Origin of the sequence: Sphingobacterium faecale (genome assembly GCF_016746095.1) — a bacterium.
Taxonomy (GTDB): Bacteria; Bacteroidota; Bacteroidia; order Sphingobacteriales; family Sphingobacteriaceae; genus Sphingobacterium; species Sphingobacterium faecale.
This window is the reverse complement of sequence record NZ_JAERTY010000010.1, coordinates 216,718-233,467: the sequence shown is the minus strand read 5'-3', so window position 1 is coordinate 233,467 and position 16,750 is coordinate 216,718. Positions and strand designations below refer to the sequence as shown.

13 protein-coding genes are annotated in these 16,750 nt (G+C 40.5%); 4 read left to right on the top strand and 9 right to left on the bottom strand.

The window, feature by feature from the left end; genetic code table 11:
• Positions 1-58: 58 nt before the first annotated feature.
• The 3 genes from JKG61_RS18380 to JKG61_RS18370 all read right to left on the bottom strand — a co-directional run bounded on the left by JKG61_RS18380 (position 59) and on the right by JKG61_RS18370 (position 4,520).
• A complete protein-coding gene (locus JKG61_RS18380) occupies positions 59-1,225 on the bottom strand; it encodes a FecR family protein (protein ID WP_202104422.1) in 1,167 nt (388 codons plus the stop codon).
• A gap of 68 nt (positions 1,226-1,293) precedes the next feature.
• The gene (locus tag JKG61_RS18375) at positions 1,294-1,881 is read right to left on the bottom strand and encodes an RNA polymerase sigma factor (RefSeq protein WP_202104421.1); all 588 of its coding nucleotides are present in this window, start codon (positions 1,879-1,881) and stop codon (positions 1,294-1,296) included.
• 179 nt (positions 1,882-2,060) lie between these two features.
• Positions 2,061-4,520: a TonB-dependent receptor gene (locus JKG61_RS18370; protein ID WP_202104420.1), complete on the bottom strand. Its 2,460-nt coding sequence runs from the start codon at positions 4,518-4,520 to the stop codon at positions 2,061-2,063.
• Positions 4,521-4,881: 361 nt separating this feature from the next.
• Between JKG61_RS18370 and JKG61_RS18365 the strand changes: the two genes are divergently transcribed.
• The 3 genes from JKG61_RS18365 to JKG61_RS18355 all read left to right on the top strand — a co-directional run bounded on the left by JKG61_RS18365 (position 4,882) and on the right by JKG61_RS18355 (position 7,951).
• Positions 4,882-6,051, top strand: coding sequence for an amidohydrolase family protein (locus JKG61_RS18365; RefSeq protein ID WP_202104419.1), 1,170 nt, complete (start codon positions 4,882-4,884; stop codon positions 6,049-6,051).
• Positions 6,052-6,157: 106 nt separating this feature from the next.
• Positions 6,158-6,439, top strand: a complete 282-nt coding sequence (locus JKG61_RS18360; RefSeq protein ID WP_202104418.1) for an acylphosphatase — start codon at positions 6,158-6,160, stop codon at positions 6,437-6,439.
• 6 nt (positions 6,440-6,445) lie between these two features.
• On the top strand, positions 6,446-7,951 hold the full coding sequence (locus JKG61_RS18355; protein WP_317192422.1) for a lipopolysaccharide biosynthesis protein: 1,506 nt from the start codon (positions 6,446-6,448) through the stop codon (positions 7,949-7,951).
• Here JKG61_RS18355 and dusB read toward each other — a convergent pair.
• The 6 genes from dusB to trmD form a co-directional block, all read right to left on the bottom strand.
• A complete protein-coding gene (gene dusB / locus JKG61_RS18350) occupies positions 7,948-8,943 on the bottom strand; it encodes a tRNA dihydrouridine synthase DusB (RefSeq protein WP_202104417.1) in 996 nt (331 codons plus the stop codon). The two genes, JKG61_RS18355 and dusB, sit on opposite strands and share 4 nt — an antisense overlap.
• 44 nt (positions 8,944-8,987) lie before the next feature.
• A complete protein-coding gene (gene trpC, locus JKG61_RS18345; RefSeq protein WP_202104416.1) occupies positions 8,988-9,776 on the bottom strand; it encodes an indole-3-glycerol phosphate synthase TrpC in 789 nt (262 codons plus the stop codon).
• Between the two features lie 82 nt (positions 9,777-9,858).
• Positions 9,859-10,431 carry an anthranilate synthase component II gene (locus JKG61_RS18340; protein WP_202104415.1) on the bottom strand — a complete coding sequence of 191 codons (573 nt, stop codon included), beginning with the start codon at positions 10,429-10,431 and terminating at the stop codon, positions 9,859-9,861.
• On the bottom strand, positions 10,418-10,570 hold the full coding sequence (locus JKG61_RS18335; protein ID WP_237249536.1) for a hypothetical protein: 153 nt from the start codon (positions 10,568-10,570) through the stop codon (positions 10,418-10,420). The genes JKG61_RS18340 and JKG61_RS18335 overlap by 14 nt, the downstream gene beginning before the upstream one ends.
• Before the next feature lie 71 nt (positions 10,571-10,641).
• Positions 10,642-12,045, bottom strand: a complete 1,404-nt coding sequence (locus JKG61_RS18330) for an anthranilate synthase component I family protein (protein ID WP_202104413.1) — start codon at positions 12,043-12,045, stop codon at positions 10,642-10,644.
• Between the two features lie 320 nt (positions 12,046-12,365).
• Positions 12,366-13,046: a tRNA (guanosine(37)-N1)-methyltransferase TrmD gene (trmD, locus tag JKG61_RS18325; RefSeq protein WP_202104412.1), complete on the bottom strand. Its 681-nt coding sequence runs from the start codon at positions 13,044-13,046 to the stop codon at positions 12,366-12,368.
• Between the two features lie 480 nt (positions 13,047-13,526).
• Between trmD and JKG61_RS18320 the strand changes: the two genes are divergently transcribed.
• Complete coding sequence (locus JKG61_RS18320; protein ID WP_202104411.1) at positions 13,527-16,742, top strand: SusC/RagA family TonB-linked outer membrane protein; 3,216 nt, start codon at positions 13,527-13,529, stop codon at positions 16,740-16,742.
• The last annotated feature ends 8 nt before the right edge of the window (positions 16,743-16,750 follow it).

Below are 16,750 nucleotides of genomic sequence, written 5' to 3'. Positions count from 1 at the left end.
GGTTAATTGTAAAAGAAAATGTGTTATTGGTTAGTTGTTTTTTACATATATAGTGGATTTATGGTTTTGATTTTACTATCAGTTTCTTATTATTTAACTCGAAGCTTACATGTGAGGATTCCTGTATACTGGATAGGAAATCCTTCAGTGGAGTATCCTGGAAGAGTTGACCCGAAAAAGTAATTGATTTAACTAGATTCTCGTCCATTTGTACATCAATGTCGTACCACCTTGATATTTTACCGAGGAGAATGTTCAACGGTTCCTTGACAAATCGTAACTCTCCTTTTGTCCAGGATATATAGTCTTCGCTATCTACATTTTTCATTGTTAATATTTCGTCATCGTTGATGGCTTGTTGACCGGGTTTCAGTATAATCGTTTTATTATTGGCGCCTGATATCTTAACGGAGCCTTCGACCAAGGTCGTTTGTGTGGGTTCATTCTGATAAGCTCCAATGTTGAACCGGGTCCCCAGTACTTCTACAGATTGTTTCTCTGTTTTAACGGTGAATTTTCTACTAGGGTCGTGGACCACATCAAAGTAGGCTTCACCAGACAACTGTACAGCTCTATTAGATTGAAAGGAGGATGAAAAAGATATTTTACTGGAAGCATGTAAATGAACTTTACTTCCGTCAGGTAAATTGACTATGAAATATGCGCCCCGCGGTGTACTTATAGCGACTTCTTTGTTTGTAAGGTTGCCCTGTAAGGCTTCTTCTCCGTTTACCAGAAGCTTATCTTCTTTTAGGGAAATCTGAGGTATTGTATCGCTGTCCAAGTGAATATATCGGCCATCATTTAGTGTTAGTGTGGCCTGTTGGGTGGCTGGATTATATGTAATAGGAGGGTTTGTCCCAAGCATTTGATCATACTGTGTTTGCGGGATAAACATATAGTACATCAAGAAGAATATAACGCATGCAGCTGCTACTGCGCTGACTATTTTGAGACTATATAAGCGACGTGTATTTTGCTTTTTGCAAGCTTTTGTAAGTGATTTTTCGATACGCTCCCTATTTAACCTTACGATACCTTCAATAACAGTATTTTTATTTGGCATCTCCGAAAGATCCTTTTCTATATGCGCTTGTATTGCCGGCTCAATCCCATGGTTTATAAGGTCAGGATTTTCGGATAGGATCTGCCAAAGTTCATAGAACTCCTGTTCATTACAGGATCCATTCAAGTATTTCTTTAGTATATAGTCGAAACGTTCCAATGTGAAATTAGATTTAATGATTATAAGACGGAGGAGAGAGAGAATCTCTCGGCTCTAATAAAAAAAAATTATCGGAATAATATTTTTATGCTGATAAGTGCAGTGATAAGCAGGTGATTAGAACTGAGTTGTGTTTTTACGAGTTTCATAGCTTTTGCCATATGATCTTTTACGGTGCTTAAGGAGACTCCGTAATAGTCCGCTACTTCCTGATAAGATTTGCCTTCCATTTTGATCTGCAAAAAAACCTGTTTGCGTTGGGGGGGGAGTAGATTTAATATCTGCTGCAAGATTTCATTGTTCTCTTGCGCTTGGATTAAGGCGTCTACATGTTCGTAGGTCACGGTAAGGTGTTGGAAGATTTCATTTTGTAGCTTTCTATCTTTCGCTACTTTTCTGAAGAAGTCGATAGATAGGTTTTTTGCAATAGTGAAGGTATATGCTCTAAGATTAGTGTCTTTGGGGATTTGGCGCCTTAGGGCCCAAAGTTTTAAAAAAGTCTCTTGATGAAGGTCTTCTACGATGGAGGGATCTTTAACAATCTGCAATAGCTTAGAGGCTATTATGGGACCTATATCATCATAGATAGCATAGAAAGCCGCATAGCTGTCTGCCTGAAGATCTCTTAACAAATCGGCCTGTCTTTGATTGTCCATGACTTTACGCGTAGCAGTGTGCTACTTAGGTTAGGGCAAATATACAAAACCCGAGTATAGTTCCTATAAATAAAAACTTTAGCGGAAGGGCGTCGATTGGATTTGTATAAAGCAAGTGAAGCTGTCGATTTTAAACCGACAGCTTCACTGACCAAATTTTTGTTTATCGCTTTAATATCTTAAAAGCGTATGTTTAATCCCAACATAAAGTTTGTAGTCGCCTGCGGGTAATAGAAGTTATAGTGTTCTATGGAGCCTTTGGATTCGAACATTTGCCTCCAGGTATAACCATGCGATTCATACTTTGTGTTTAGTATATTATTTACCGCTAAACTCAGGTCGACACGTTGTAACCCTAGGGCTTGAAAACTATATTGCGCTACCAGGTTATTTACAAAAGATGGGTCTATGGATCGGTTTTTGTTTGAAGTATTATCCAGATACAAACGAGACACATATTTGCTCAATAGACTGAAAGAAAGTGCTTCTACAGGCGAATAGGTGACGTTGTTGGATAAAATCGTAGAAGCAGATTTAAGAATATTCGTGTTACCATGTTCGATAACTTCTTCTCTGATTTTGACCCAGTCATCGTCGTATACAGGAACGTACTCTATGAAGTTTTTGATTTTGTTGTCACTCAAAGCCAAAGTCGCAGCCCATGAGAACTGTTTGCTAATCTTCCAGGTTCCATCCAATTCGAGGCCTATACGATGGCTCTTAGGAATATTCATACGCAATGCACCGCCCGTGTCGTTGATAGATCCGGTAGGTATTAACTGATCTTTGTAAAGCATAGCGTATACATTTGCCCCTAAATTAAAGGTATTATTAGTGAAGCGGTATCCTGCTTCTATATCCTGCATTTTCTCGGCTTTTGGAAACTCATTGCGTGGGTTCTCCACGTAATCCTTACGGACTGGTTCTTTGTTTGCATAGGCATAAGAGGCATATAGGTTTGCATGAGAGCTGAGGAAATAAGTAATGCCTGCTTTCGGATTAACGAAATTCAGGTTGTTGTCAAAATCCATGTCTTTGACCTTATCATCATTTCCCTGTACCTGATAATAGATGTTCCGATATTGCACATCTAGGTTCAATAGCCACTTGTCGATTCTATAGTCCGCTTTCGCAAATATATTAAAGTCATTTTTCTGTGCATCGTTTAGGTAATACTTGTCTCCGAGTTCACTGTTTGATGCATATCTTGCCCAAATAACCTGTCCATAATGATCTCCTTTGTATTGGTTGTAGGCGCCGCCCAACGTCATGTTAACTGCACTCGTTGGTTTATAATTCAGGGCATAGGTTAGACCATAGAAATGGTTGTCTAGCCATCTTCTACGGATAAGATCCGATTTCTTGATTTTTTCTCCGCCTAGTGTGACGTCCTCCATGTTATATTTAGCGAGTTTGTCACCCAATCGATATTCTTCGTAGTATCCTGCGCCACGTGTGTAGTGTAGCGCTGTATTCAGGTCTAACTTGTCATTGATTCGGTTGGTATACTGCAGGTGGGCATGTGTTTGTGTATAGTTGTCCGTCTGATTATCATAAGTGTACACATTGTAGCGGCGGTCTGCCTGCAATATCCGATCTAGCTCCGGTCCGTCATATATCCCTAATCCTGTGCCTGCGTAATCAGTAAGTAAGGAACGATCTCCTTTAATCAGCGGCTCCGGTACACCTGTCCAAGCCTGATAGGTCTTTTGTTTTCCAGAAAATAAAGTGGCTTTAAGTGTGTGCTTCTCTGTATATAGGCCTCCATCGACATAAAATGATTTCATATCAGAAGTCGCTCTCTCCATATAACCATCAGAGGAAATACGTGATAGACGGGCATTGAAAGCATACTTGTCGTTGATCAACCCAGAACCTACCTTTAGTGTGTTTTTCCAGGAGTTGTATGAACCAAAGGAATTATTGAATTCAGCATAAGGATTGTTTTCCAAGGCGTCTGTCTGTATGTTTAAGGAAGCTCCGAAGGCACCGGCTCCATTGGTAGACGTGCCGATTCCACGCTGTATCTGAATGCTTTCCATACTTGATGCAAAGTCAGGGAGATTGACAAAAAACGATCCCATGCTCTCCGCATCGTTAAGCGGGATGCCATTTAAGGTTACGTTGATACGTTCATTGTCTGATCCACGTATTGTAATATTGGTGTATCCGATACCTGCACCAGCATCAGATCCGACTACTACGCTTGGTGTCTGGTTGATAAGGTAGGGGATGTCCTGTCCTAAATTTGATTTTCTGATTTCTTCCTTATTAATATTTTTGAAGGTAGTGGCCGAATTTTCTTTCGCACGTGTCGCGTAGACGAACGCTTCTCCCGTCTGCAGGTGTAAAGGTTGTAGGCTTACTTCAATGTGCGTTTTTTCTTTTTCAATGGCTGCCGTGAGCGTTCTATAGCCCAGGTGCTGCACTTTCATCGTTCTACTTGCTTCGTGTCCAATTAAGAAATCCGATAGCCCCTTTTCATTGGTCTGCTTTGATTTTCCATCGATTGTGATGGTAGCCCCATGGATAGGGAGCATCTGTTGATCCGTTATGCGGATGGTCAGTTTTTGTTGTGCTAGAGCGCTTACTGTAATACATAGCGTCAATAACCAAGTAGCAAAAAATTGCCTAATCATAAGATGTAAAAATTATTTTGAGTTAAACCAAACTACTGTAAGGGGTCACAGTAGCGTTACAATTTAACCGCCCTTCCCTACGCTGGCATTATCCAGATCAGGTGTTCCCGATTTATAGTCGGGATGGGTATAATCTCAGCCTTTTTTATGTTCTTAATGAACAAGGCACCCCTTTTCGATGCCGCAAACATAGGTTATTTTTTTTGTAAAAAAAACATCCATCAACTTTCTGTAAAAAAAATTACTTAATTTGTCAAGACTATTGGTTTAAAGCAATATTTTGTAGTAGATTTACATTTTCTAGGGGTTAAGTATTTTCCTTTAGAAAACATACACACACACACTAACTATTGGTATATAAATGGTTCATTATTATTCAGCTGATTATGTGATGCCAGTCACGTCCAGCCCTATAAAAAATGGGGTCATTGCAATGGACGAAAATGGTACTGTCCTAGGGATATATGATAATGATTCGGTGCCTAAAAATGTGGAAATTGAACGCTTCAAAGGAGTTCTGATTCCTGGGTTTATTAATGCGCACTGTCATTTAGAATTGTCTCATCTATTGGGCAAGATTCCTCAGAAGCAGGGTTTAGTCAAGTTTATCACCGAAGTGATGTCTAATCGGGGTGCTGACGAAGACATTGTCTATGAAGCTATGGTTGCTGCGGATAAGGTTATGTATGCCAATGGTATACAGGCAGTCGGTGATCATGTTAACTCTACGGTGTCTGCTAAGGTAAAGGAAGCGAGTAAGATTGCCTATCATACGTTTGTAGAGATATTGGGATTGCGGGAGGAAGAGGCCATAGAGAAGATTGATGAAGCGCGGGAGATAGAGTTTAGTTTTGATTCCGAGCACGCTTCGATTACACTTCATGCTCCTTATTCTTGTTCTAAGGTTCTTTTTAAAGCTTTTAAGAAATCTATTTCGGACGATAATATTATTTCCATCCATAATCAGGAAAGTGAAGAAGAGAATAAACTTTTTCGTTATAAGACCGGAGAGTTCCTTGACTTTTACAGTCAGATCGGTTTTCCTGCGGATGATTTTAAAGCACAGGCAAGAAACTCCATTCAGACCTATATGTCGTACCTTCCTGCTCGGAATAGGGTGATTCTTGTACATAATACGTACACTTCATTAAAGGATCTGGATTTTATCCGCAGGATGGGGAGAGATGTGTTTCTATGTCTCTGTCCCAAAGCTAATTTGTATATCGAGGATGCGCTTCCAAAAGTTAGTATTTTTGAACAAAATGCAAGCAATATAGCGATAGGAACAGACAGCTTAGCTTCTAACGATACCCTAAGTATACTTGATGAGTTGAAGGTGTTGCATCGCCATTTTCCAGAATTGGATTTTAACAAAACATTGAAATGGGCCACTATAAACGGGGCGAAAGCATTGTCGTTGGATGAAGGTTTGGGTTCTTTGGAAGTTGGGAAGACTCCAGGCTTGCTGTTACTTAAAAATATGAATCATTTTAAGATTACGGACAAGGTAGAGATGGAGCGTATTGCTTAAATAAATTGTTTACTTTTGCAGTAATAAATCCGATGTAATAAAAGGGGAGGCTCTTAATAGCATTTTTTCTTATGATGGATTTACATCAATAAAGAGAACGATTTTGATGAAACATTATAATATTACTGTAAAAGGGAAGGTTCAGGGCGTTTATTTTAGACTTACGACAAAAGCTGTTGCCGATCAGCTGGGAATAAAGGGGTTCATTATTAATCAGGCAGACGGATCGGTCTATATCGAGGCTGAAGGAGATGATTTCGGTTTAGAATCTTTGTTGGAGTACTGTGAGGAAGGACCTGATAGAGCCGAGGTGGAAGAAGTAATTTGTGATGAGGGGGGAGAGATCAGGGGCTTTACGAATTTTGAAGTTCTCAAACACCGTAAATAACCGCCTGTGTCGTCTATTAAGAAGTTTTTAAGCGATACGGTGATTTATGGTTTTACGACCATTGTTTCCCGGATGATCAGTTTCCTGATGACTCCCGTCTACCTACGGAAGTTTAAGGATGCTGCGGTTTATGGCGTGTATTCTAATTTTTATGCCTGGGTCTCTATGTTAAATGCCATTTTGGCATTTGGTATGGAAACTACCTATTTTAGGTACCTCCAGAAACAGAAAAAAGAAGACAGGGATAAAATTTATAACAATAGCTTTATTGTTACCCTGTTAACATCTGCGCTATTGCTCTTTGCTGTCTTTCTATATACTAAGCCGATTGCTTCTTGGTTTGCCGATGGGGGAGATGTGGACATATATGTTCAATATATCAAGTATTTTGCTTTTATCTTGGTGGCTGATGCTCTGGCTGTTGTGCCTTTTGCTAGGCTTAGAGCTGAAGGACGCCCCATTCGGTACAGCTACCTCAAATTCGTAAATATATTTGTCACTGTAGGTCTCAATTTATTTTTTATCGTTTACCTTCCGGCTTGGAAGCAGGGCTCCCTATTTTGGTCCAATTTTGCAGGCGATTGGTTTGTCGAGGGGTGGCTCGGCTATGTTTTCCTGTCCAATCTAGGGGCAAGTGTAGTTACGCTTCTATTACTCTTTCCAGAGATCTCCAAAGTGCGCTTGAGGATAGATAAGCCGATTATGAGAAGTATGCTGACCTATAGTCTTCCTATTCTAGTGGCTAATATTTCGTTTATTATCAACGAAAATCTCGATAAGATGTTTTTTCCCAAGCTTATTCCTGGAGAAATTGGAAAGATAGAGTTGGGGATATATAATGCAGTGACTAAGATCGCGGTATTTCTGAGCCTTTTTGTCACGGCCTTTAGATTAGGAGCAGAACCTTTTTTCTTTTCGCATGCCAAGAGTGAAAACGCGCAGCGAACTTATGCAATCATCATGAAATATTTTGTGATATTGATGGTGATGGTCATGGTGGGGATAACGGCAAATATCAGTTGGCTGAAAATGTTTATCAAAGGAAATGAATTACAACCTGAGGTCTATTGGCAAGGTCTGAAGATTGTCCCTATTTTACTTTTTAATTATGTCTTGTTGGGGATCTATATGAATCTTTCGGTATGGTATAAGTTAACGGATAAGACAAAATATGCCATTTATATTTCAGGGGTAGGTGCTTTGGTGACCATTGTTTTGAATGTTATATTGATCCCCCAATACTCTTATGTCGGAGCGGTACTGTCCACCACCATTGTTTATGGTATAATGATTATGTTATCGCTGGTGTGGGGACAAAAATACTATCCGATACCGTACGCTTTTGGTACCATTAGTCTATATCTGATAGTTGGATTTTTAATTTCTTTAACCAGCTGTTTCGTTTTCGACAGTAATGTTTGGATAGGAAATCTCTTATTGATTGTTTTTTGTATTGCTACTGTGTTTTTGGAGAAGAATAAAGTCATGCAGATACTAAGAAAGGCTGGTTAAACAGCCTCTCCTACAAAATTTTCTTTGATATCTTCAAGCACTTCTTGGATCTCGTCATGGGAGGAGAGGCCGACCAGCTTCATACGATATTCCTTGAAATTAGGAATGCCTTTAAAATAGTTGGCATAATGCCTGCGCATTTCGAAGATACCAAGCTTATCACCTTTCCATTCGATGGATTTCGTCAGGTGCGTACGGCACACTTCTACGCGTTCGGCAATAGTAGGTCCCTCAAGTCGCTCACCGGTTTTGAAAAAATGTTTTATTTCCCGAAATATCCAAGGATAACCAATAGATGCGCGGCCGATCATAATGCCATCGACTTCATATTCTTGCCTCCACGATGCTGCCTTTTCAACAGAGTCTACATCTCCGTTTCCAAAGATTGGGATCTTTATTCGAGGGTTGCGCTTGATGTCACGTATCATAGCCCAATCGGCTTGCCCTTTGTAAAGTTGAGCTCGTGTGCGACCGTGTATTGCTAACGCTTGTATACCGACATCCTGTAGGCGCTCGGCTACTTCATATACATTTTTGGTGTTATCGTCCCAGCCCAACCTGGTCTTGACCGTTACAGGCAGATGCGTCGCTTCGACTACAGCCTTGGTCATAGCGACCATTTTGTCGATATCTTGCAGTAAGGATGAACCAGCCCCTTTGCATACGACTTTTTTTACTGGACAGCCGTAGTTAATGTCGATAAGGTTGGGGTTGGCTTTAGTACATATTTCTGCTGACTGACGCATCGACTCGATGTCACCTCCAAATATCTGTATACCGATGGGACGTTCGTATTCAAATATGTCCAGTTTTTGCACGGATTTGGCTGCATCCCGAATTAGTCCTTCTGAAGATATAAATTCCGTATACATCATATCTACGCCATTCTGTTTGCATACGTAACGGAACGGAGGATCACTGACATCCTCCATAGGAGCCAATAAGAGAGGGAATTCTCCCAAATCTATGTTTTCGCCAATTTTTACAGACATGGTGCAAAATTAGGTTTTTTTATGCGAATCTACGAATCAGCAAATCAACATACCACTTCACCGACAAAATTTTTCATGGCTTCTCCTGGATCGATTGTCTTCATAAAGTTCTCGCCTATCAAAAAGGATTGAAAACCTCTTTTTTTGAGATCCCGTATGGTATGTGGGTCGGAAATTCCACTTTCGGAAACTTTGATAAAGCGATTCGGTATTTTGTTGACCAGATCGTAAGAGTGATCCAACGATACCGAAAAGTCTTTCAAATTTCTATTGTTGACACCTATAGCATCGATGCTGTTAAAAATACTGCGTTGAAGTTCTTCCTCATTGTGGACCTCCAACAATACGTTCAGTCCAATACTCTTGGCATAAATGGATAAGGATTCAACTTCGGCCGGCGTGAGACAGGCAGCGATTAGTAGGATGATATCAGCACCAAAAGCTTTTGCCTCTGCGATTTGGTACTTGTCTATTATAAACTCTTTGCGGAGTAAGGGCAGCTGAAGTACTTCGCGAGCCGCGGTGAGGTCGGCTAGACTGCCTTGGAAAAAATCCTGGTCAGTGAGTACGGATATTGCTGACGCACCAGCGGCCTGATACCCTTGTACCACTTCTTGTACGGTCGACCTGCCATTGATGATCCCCTTAGATGGGGAAGCTCTTTTGTATTCAGCAATGATACCTGTGCGCTGTGGGTGTTCGATAGATTCTTTTAAAGAGTAGCAAATTCTGGAAAACAACGGATACTTTTCCAATTGTTGTATAGTGACCTTGGCTTTGGCCTCAGCTACTTCTGTTTTTTTTCTTGCTACGATTTTATCTAGTATAGTCATTTTTGTATAGTTATCGAGTTATCTTGTGATCCAGTTATCATGCACTCTAGTTAACATGATAACATGTTAACTTGTTAATCTTTTATTTCAACCAATTCTCGATTAATTTTTTTCCATTCTCGGTCAATATAGATTCTGGGTGAAATTGCATTCCACGGACATCATATTGTTTGTGCCTTAGGGCCATGATCACCCCATTTTCGTCAACTGCCGTTACCTGGAGCGAGTCCGGTAAATCTTCCGTATTAACAGCCCACGAATGGTAACGGCCTATTTTAGAGTCTTCAGGGAAGTCCTGAAATAATTTCTCGTCTTTATCTGTAATAATGATGGACGAAGCGACCCCGTGTAACGGTTTGGGCATATTATATAGTGTGCCGCCGAATACTTCTGCAATTGCTTGCTGTCCAAGGCATATGCCTAAGATACGTTTGCTTGCCGCATAGGTACGGATCACATCGAGAAGTAATCCTGCTTCTTCTGGGATTCCTGGACCTGGAGATAGTAAGATACATTCAAACTGCTCGACGTAGTCTATTTGAAATTTGTCGTTGCGTACGACTTCATAGCTTTCTCCTAGTTCTTGTAATAGGTGGACAAGATTGTATGTAAATGAATCGTAGTTGTCGATAACGAGAATTCTATTTTTGTTCATTTTGTAATGAATGATTGGTTTGTACTAATTGTTGGATTTCCTCATTAACCTCCGGTAAATTTACCAAATCTGTTTCTTCTTCGCCTAGTATTCGTTGTTTTTGGGCAAGATACTGCTCTCTAAGGTGGAGTAATTCCATTATTCTAGCGTCTATGGTATCAATACTAGAAGCTATGTGTGCGGTATTTTCGCAGTATTCGAGTGGACGTATCATATCGTTTGTGCTATTTCAAGTGCTCTGCGTAGTGCAGCTATTTTATTATTAACTTCTTGTAGTTCTTTTTCGGGGTCAGAATCCAGTACAATACCCGCGCCTGCCTGGTAATGGAGGACATTCTTTTTACTTAAGAATGATCGTATCATAATAGCGTGATTGAAATCTCCATTGAATCCCATAAAACCTATGGCTCCGGAATAAAAGGAGCGTTGCAGCCCTTCATAACGATCGATTAGAGTTAGTGCCATATGTTTTGGAGCACCTGATAGTGTGCCGGCAGGATAGGTGTCGCCAACAATGTCGAATGGATTTGTTGTCGGTTTTAGCTTGCCGGCTACCTTAGATACCAAGTGGATGATATGAGAATAATACTGTGCTTCTTTATAGGATCTGACCTGCACATGTGTACAGTGACGGCTTAAGTCATTACGAGCCAAGTCGACCAGCATGACGTGCTCAGCAGATTCCTTGGGGTCATTTTTTAGGTCCTCGGCAATCTTTTCATCTTTCTCGATGTCGCCCGTACGTTTGAAAGTTCCTGCTATAGGATAAATGGTGGCTTCTCCTTTCTTAATGGTAAGCTGTGCCTCCGGCGAAGAACCAAAGAGTTTAAAATCACCGTAGTCAAAGTAAAAGAGATAGGGGGAAGGATTAACCGATCGCAATGCACGGTATACGTTGAACTCATCACCCGAGAAAGCTGTTGAGAATGCACGTGAAGGGACGATCTGAAACACATCACCTCTACGGATATGAGACTTCATCTTCTCGACAAGCTGCCTGAATTGCTCATCATCCATGTTGGACATCTCTTTGTCCGTTGTTTGGAAAGAATATTCTGGAAAATTTTTATTCTGGATAAGGTATTCAATTCGCTCCAACTCGCTTTCCTCGTCTTCGAGGAGATGTTCGAACATATAAAGCTGATTCCGGAAATGATCGATCGCAATGACATATTTGTAAATATGATATTGTAAAAATGGGATTTTGCGGGATTCTTCCAATTTGGCCGTTAATGTGATATCCTCAAAGTGTGCCACTGTATCAAAAGAAAAATAACCAAACAAGCCATTTGAAATAACGTTTATGTCGTCGATCACATTTTCGTTGAAAGACTGGCGAAATGCAGAGATTTCATTTCTAAGGTTGATTTGAGCTGCTTCCTTCTTTACGTTTTCCTGTTGTGGATAGTGGATAGTCAGGTTCTCTTCATTCAGTATAAGACCAGCCACAGGTTGACAGCATATATAGCTGATATTATTGTCTCTACTTTGGTACTCCGAACTTTCTAACAGTATACTATTTGGAAAAATATCTCGGAGACGGAGATAGATACTGACTGGAGTCGTTGTGTCTGCCAGTATTTTTTTATGGTTTGTCTTGAATGTGTATATCATGTTTATCTATGTTTTGTATATCTAGTATCGTTTTGTTTTTTTAAGACTCTTTATTGCACAAAAAAAGCCCGACGAAATACGCCGGGCTTTTTGATTTATGGTTTTGGTTGATTAAAAAATCCTTATTCTGAAAACCAAAAGAGGTGCCTCCCGACGCTATTTGCTCCGGGCCACCACCAAAATTGATATGTGCTTTGTGTTATCATTGAATCACAAATTTAGAATAATTTTTAAATAATCAAATTATTTTTGTTAAAAAAATAAAAAAAGTTACAAATGCTTACTTAATTATCAACGGTTTTATAAGCTTTAAGCAGATTTTATTCGTCATGTAACAAATCCGGTCTTCTTTCCTGTGTACGTTGTAGTTGCTGTTCATCGCGCCAGGCATTTATTTTTGCTTCGTTACCACTTAGTAGGATGTCGGGGACTTTATGTCCGCGCCATTCGGCAGGTCTAGTGTATATCGGTGCATCGAGTAGACCATCTTGAAAAGAGTCCGATAGCGCAGAAGTTTCATCTGAAAGTACGCCAGGGATTAGACGTACGATGGCATCAACGAGGATTGCTGCAGGAAGCTCGCCTCCGGATAGTACGTAGTCACCGATAGAAATCTCTCGGGTCACAAAAACATCCCGTATACGTTGATCTATCCCTTTATAGTGTCCACATAGGATAATTATATTTCCCTTTGTCGAGAGATCATTGGCTATCGATTGGTTGAGCGTAATTCCGTCAGGCGTCATATAGATGATTTCATCATACTCGTGTTCGCTTTTTAACTTCTCAATACAAGCTGCAAATGGCTCAATCTGCATGACCATTCCCGATCCTCCGCCATATGGATAGTCATCGACAGACTTATGTTTATTAGTGGCGTAGTCCCGAAGATTGTGTACGTGTATCTCACTCAGACCCTTTTTTTGCGCACGTTGTAATATAGAATGCGCAAAAGGGCTATCCAATAGAGAAGGAAGCACGGTAATGATATCAAATCTCATGTTACAAAGGTAATATTTAGTATTGAGAATTGAATGTCCGGTATGAAGTAATGAGATTGATGGTTCGAGATTATTCGGGATTTAGTGTTTTTTAGGTTTTCAGTGAAATATTATTCTTAAAAGATATGTTAATTCAGAATTATATATCAAAACTTATTGGTTTCTTAAGAGCGTGTTAAAGCTATACGGGGTTTTGAAGGTTTGTTAAATAGGGGCTGTTTTGCTTGCTTCATTTGTAACAAAAGATATTTTATATTAAAAAGCTTGCAATAACAACTTTGTGACATTATATTTGTTTCCCCGATTCTACTGAATTGGCGCACACTAACTTTTTTATACTTCTTTATTTTATGAAAAGCGATTCTTTTCGCTTTTTGTAGTCTACGCAAATCGTGTGTGTTTGTGTTTACAATTTGGTTGCATTGATTACTATAGCAAAAGATTTAATAGTGTAATTATTTTAACTAAACACATAAACACATGAAACAAAAATTACTCAGTTTTATTTGTGTATTTGTACTCCTTGTAGGGGGAGCTTATGCACAAAATCGCCAGGTGAGTGGAAAGGTGACCTCCGCTTCGGATGGAGCAGCTTTGGCGGGTGTATCTGTATCCGTGGTAGGAGGTACTACCCGTACACAGACAGACGGCAATGGACGCTTCGTATTGGAGGTCTCCTCGAATGGGACGTTAAACTTTAGCTACATAGGTCATGTCTCAAAACGTGTAGCTGTTGGCAACCAGTCTGTCATCAATGTCGATCTGGTCACTGACCAAGAGGAATTGGAAGAAGTTGTTGTTCAGGTTCCTTATGGAACGATTAAGAAGACTGCTTTTACTGGATCGGAATCGACTATTTCATCTAAGACTTTTGAAAAGCAGCAAGTAGCCTCTTTTACAAAGGCTTTAGAGGGGACTGTAGCCGGTATCCAAGCTAGTAACGGCGGAGGGGCACCGGGTACAAGTTCGGATATCCGCATCCGTGGTATCGGCTCTGTGAATGCAAGTTCGTCTCCGTTATATGTTATCGATGGCGTACCTTATTCAGGTTCCAACGTTTCTATTTCTACAGATGATATTGAAAGTACGACGGTATTAAAAGATGCAGCAGCTACAGCATTGTACGGTTCGCGTGCTGCCAACGGTGTTGTGATGATCACCACAAAGAAAGGTCGGGCGAATACCCCCCGTATGAATTTTACTGCGCGTTTGGGTTTTTTGAACCGTGCTATACCTGAATATGACCGTGTGAGTATCCCCCAGTATTATGAGGGTATGTGGCAGGCTACCCGTAATGGTCTTGTTCTTGGCGATCCGTCTAAGATCACTGATGCTGTTAATCAGAATGCTTCCAACTCTCTGATGGATGGATTGGTGTATAATGTAACGGATCAGGCAGACAATGAGGTTGTTTTGGCAAATGGCAAATTCAACCCCAATGCGAAAATTTTATATGCGGACGATTGGCAAGATGCACTTTTCCGTACTCCGTTCAGACAAGATTACAATTTGAATTACTCCGGAGGATCCGATAAGTCGACCCACTTTGTATCTCTAGGTTACCTGAATGAACCAGGCTTTGTTAAGCATTCAGGATATGAGCGTTTTAACGGACGCGTCAATGTGGATAGTAAAGTGAAAGAATGGTTGTCTGCAGGTCTTAACTTGGATGGTGCATTGGCTTATCAGGATAATGTACAGTCAATAGGAGGTACAACCACTATAAATCCTTTTTACTATACGCGTATGATGGGCCCTATTTATCCGGTATGGCAACGCGATGATCAAGGAGGTTTTGTAATCGATCCATTGACCGGAGAGAAATCGTTGGACTGGGGATTGAACTCTCAGATGGGAGCAAGACCCTACGCAGGTAACTCCAATCTTTTAGGTTCGTTGGCTCTAGACGAGCGAACCGGTAAAATAGGAAATGTGAACTTTAACACTTATTTAGAGGCACGTTTCTTAAAAGATTTTACATTTAGGACTACTGTGGGTGGAAATTATTACAATAGGTACACCACTACTTTCCAAAACCCTGAATATGGCGATGCTGCGAATGTGAGAGGTAGATCTACTAAAATCCAGAACAGACAGCTTTCATTTACCTTCAATCAGGTATTGACGTATGACAAGACATTTGGAGATCACAATTTGAATGTAATGGTAGGACATGAGAATTACCGCTTGGAGCGCAATTTTCTGTCAGCAACACGTTCGGGCTTCCCTTTTCCAGGAAATTCGGAACTAGCGCCAGGAGCTACCCTTGAGGATGCGACTTCCTACGAAAACTACCATAGAATCGAAGGTTATTTCAGCCGTGTCAACTATACCTATCTCGATAAATACCTAGTGTCAGCAAGTCTACGTCGAGATGGTACTTCTCGTTTTTACCCTGGTAAGGATGGAAAAGGAAATAACCAATGGGGTAACTTCTACTCTGTCGGGGCTGGGTGGAGAATCAGCCAGGAAGATTTCCTGAAGGATGTGAGCTGGATTAATGAGTTGAAGTTGAGAGCGAGTTACGGAGAGCAAGGTAATGAGGGAGTGGTACAAGCTCGAGCATCCTCTGAGACTGATCAGGAAGATCCTACCAATACGAATATTGATAATTTCTATGGCTGGCAAAGTCTTTACGGTTACGGCTGGAACAATGTGAGCATGCCAGGAGCAATCATCACTTCACTACCCAATGAGGGATTAGGTTGGGAGAAAAACAGAGCGGTAAATGTCGGGTTGGATTTTACACTTTTTGATAGAAAGATCGATGGTACTATCGAATGGTATAATAGAGAATCTTCCAATTTATTATTCCGTGTTCCACTACCAATGTCTACTGGTATTACATCGATCTGGCGTAATGTAGGTACTATGTATAATCGTGGTATTGATCTTCAGATTGGTTACAATGCAATCCGTCATACCGATTTTGACTGGAGAATTGATCTTAACCTTAGCCATTACAAAAACAAGATCACGAAATTACCTGAAGAAAATAGAGATGCAGGTATTATCAGTGGCACAAAGAGATTGATGGAAGGACAGGATGTTTATCAATTCTGGTTAAGAGACTATGCTGGGGTGGATCCTACTAACGGGGATGCTTTGTGGTATATGGACGAGCTGGATGCAGACGATAATGTGATTGGTCGTACGACTACTAATAACGTAAACTCTGCTACATATTACTATCATGGTTCTGCAATTCCTGATTTTGTCGGTGGTATTACTAACTCTTTCCGTTACAAACAGTTTGATCTGTCGGTTCTTTTGACTTATCAGATCGGAGGCAAATTTTATGATGGGAACTATGCTTCCTTGATGCATATGGGGAATTACGGAACACATTGGCATTCTGATATTTTGAATGCATGGACAGAGCCGGGGCAAGTGACCGATGTACCTCGTCTTCAGAATGGTATCGGAGCGGCAAATGCTGGGAACTCTACGTCGTCCAGATTCCTGTTTGATGCGTCCTACTTAAATGTTAAAAACATTACGTTGGGATACAATTTTGATAAACTGCTGAGTTCTAGGATGGGATTGTCCGGGCTTCGCGTCTTTGCAAACGTAGATAATGCGGCGATTTTCACGAAAAGAAAAGGTATGGATCCGCAACGCTCTTTTACTGGAACTGCAGATTATACATATCCTACTATGCGGAACTTCACTTTTGGTGTAACAATAGGTTTATAAGATAGAAC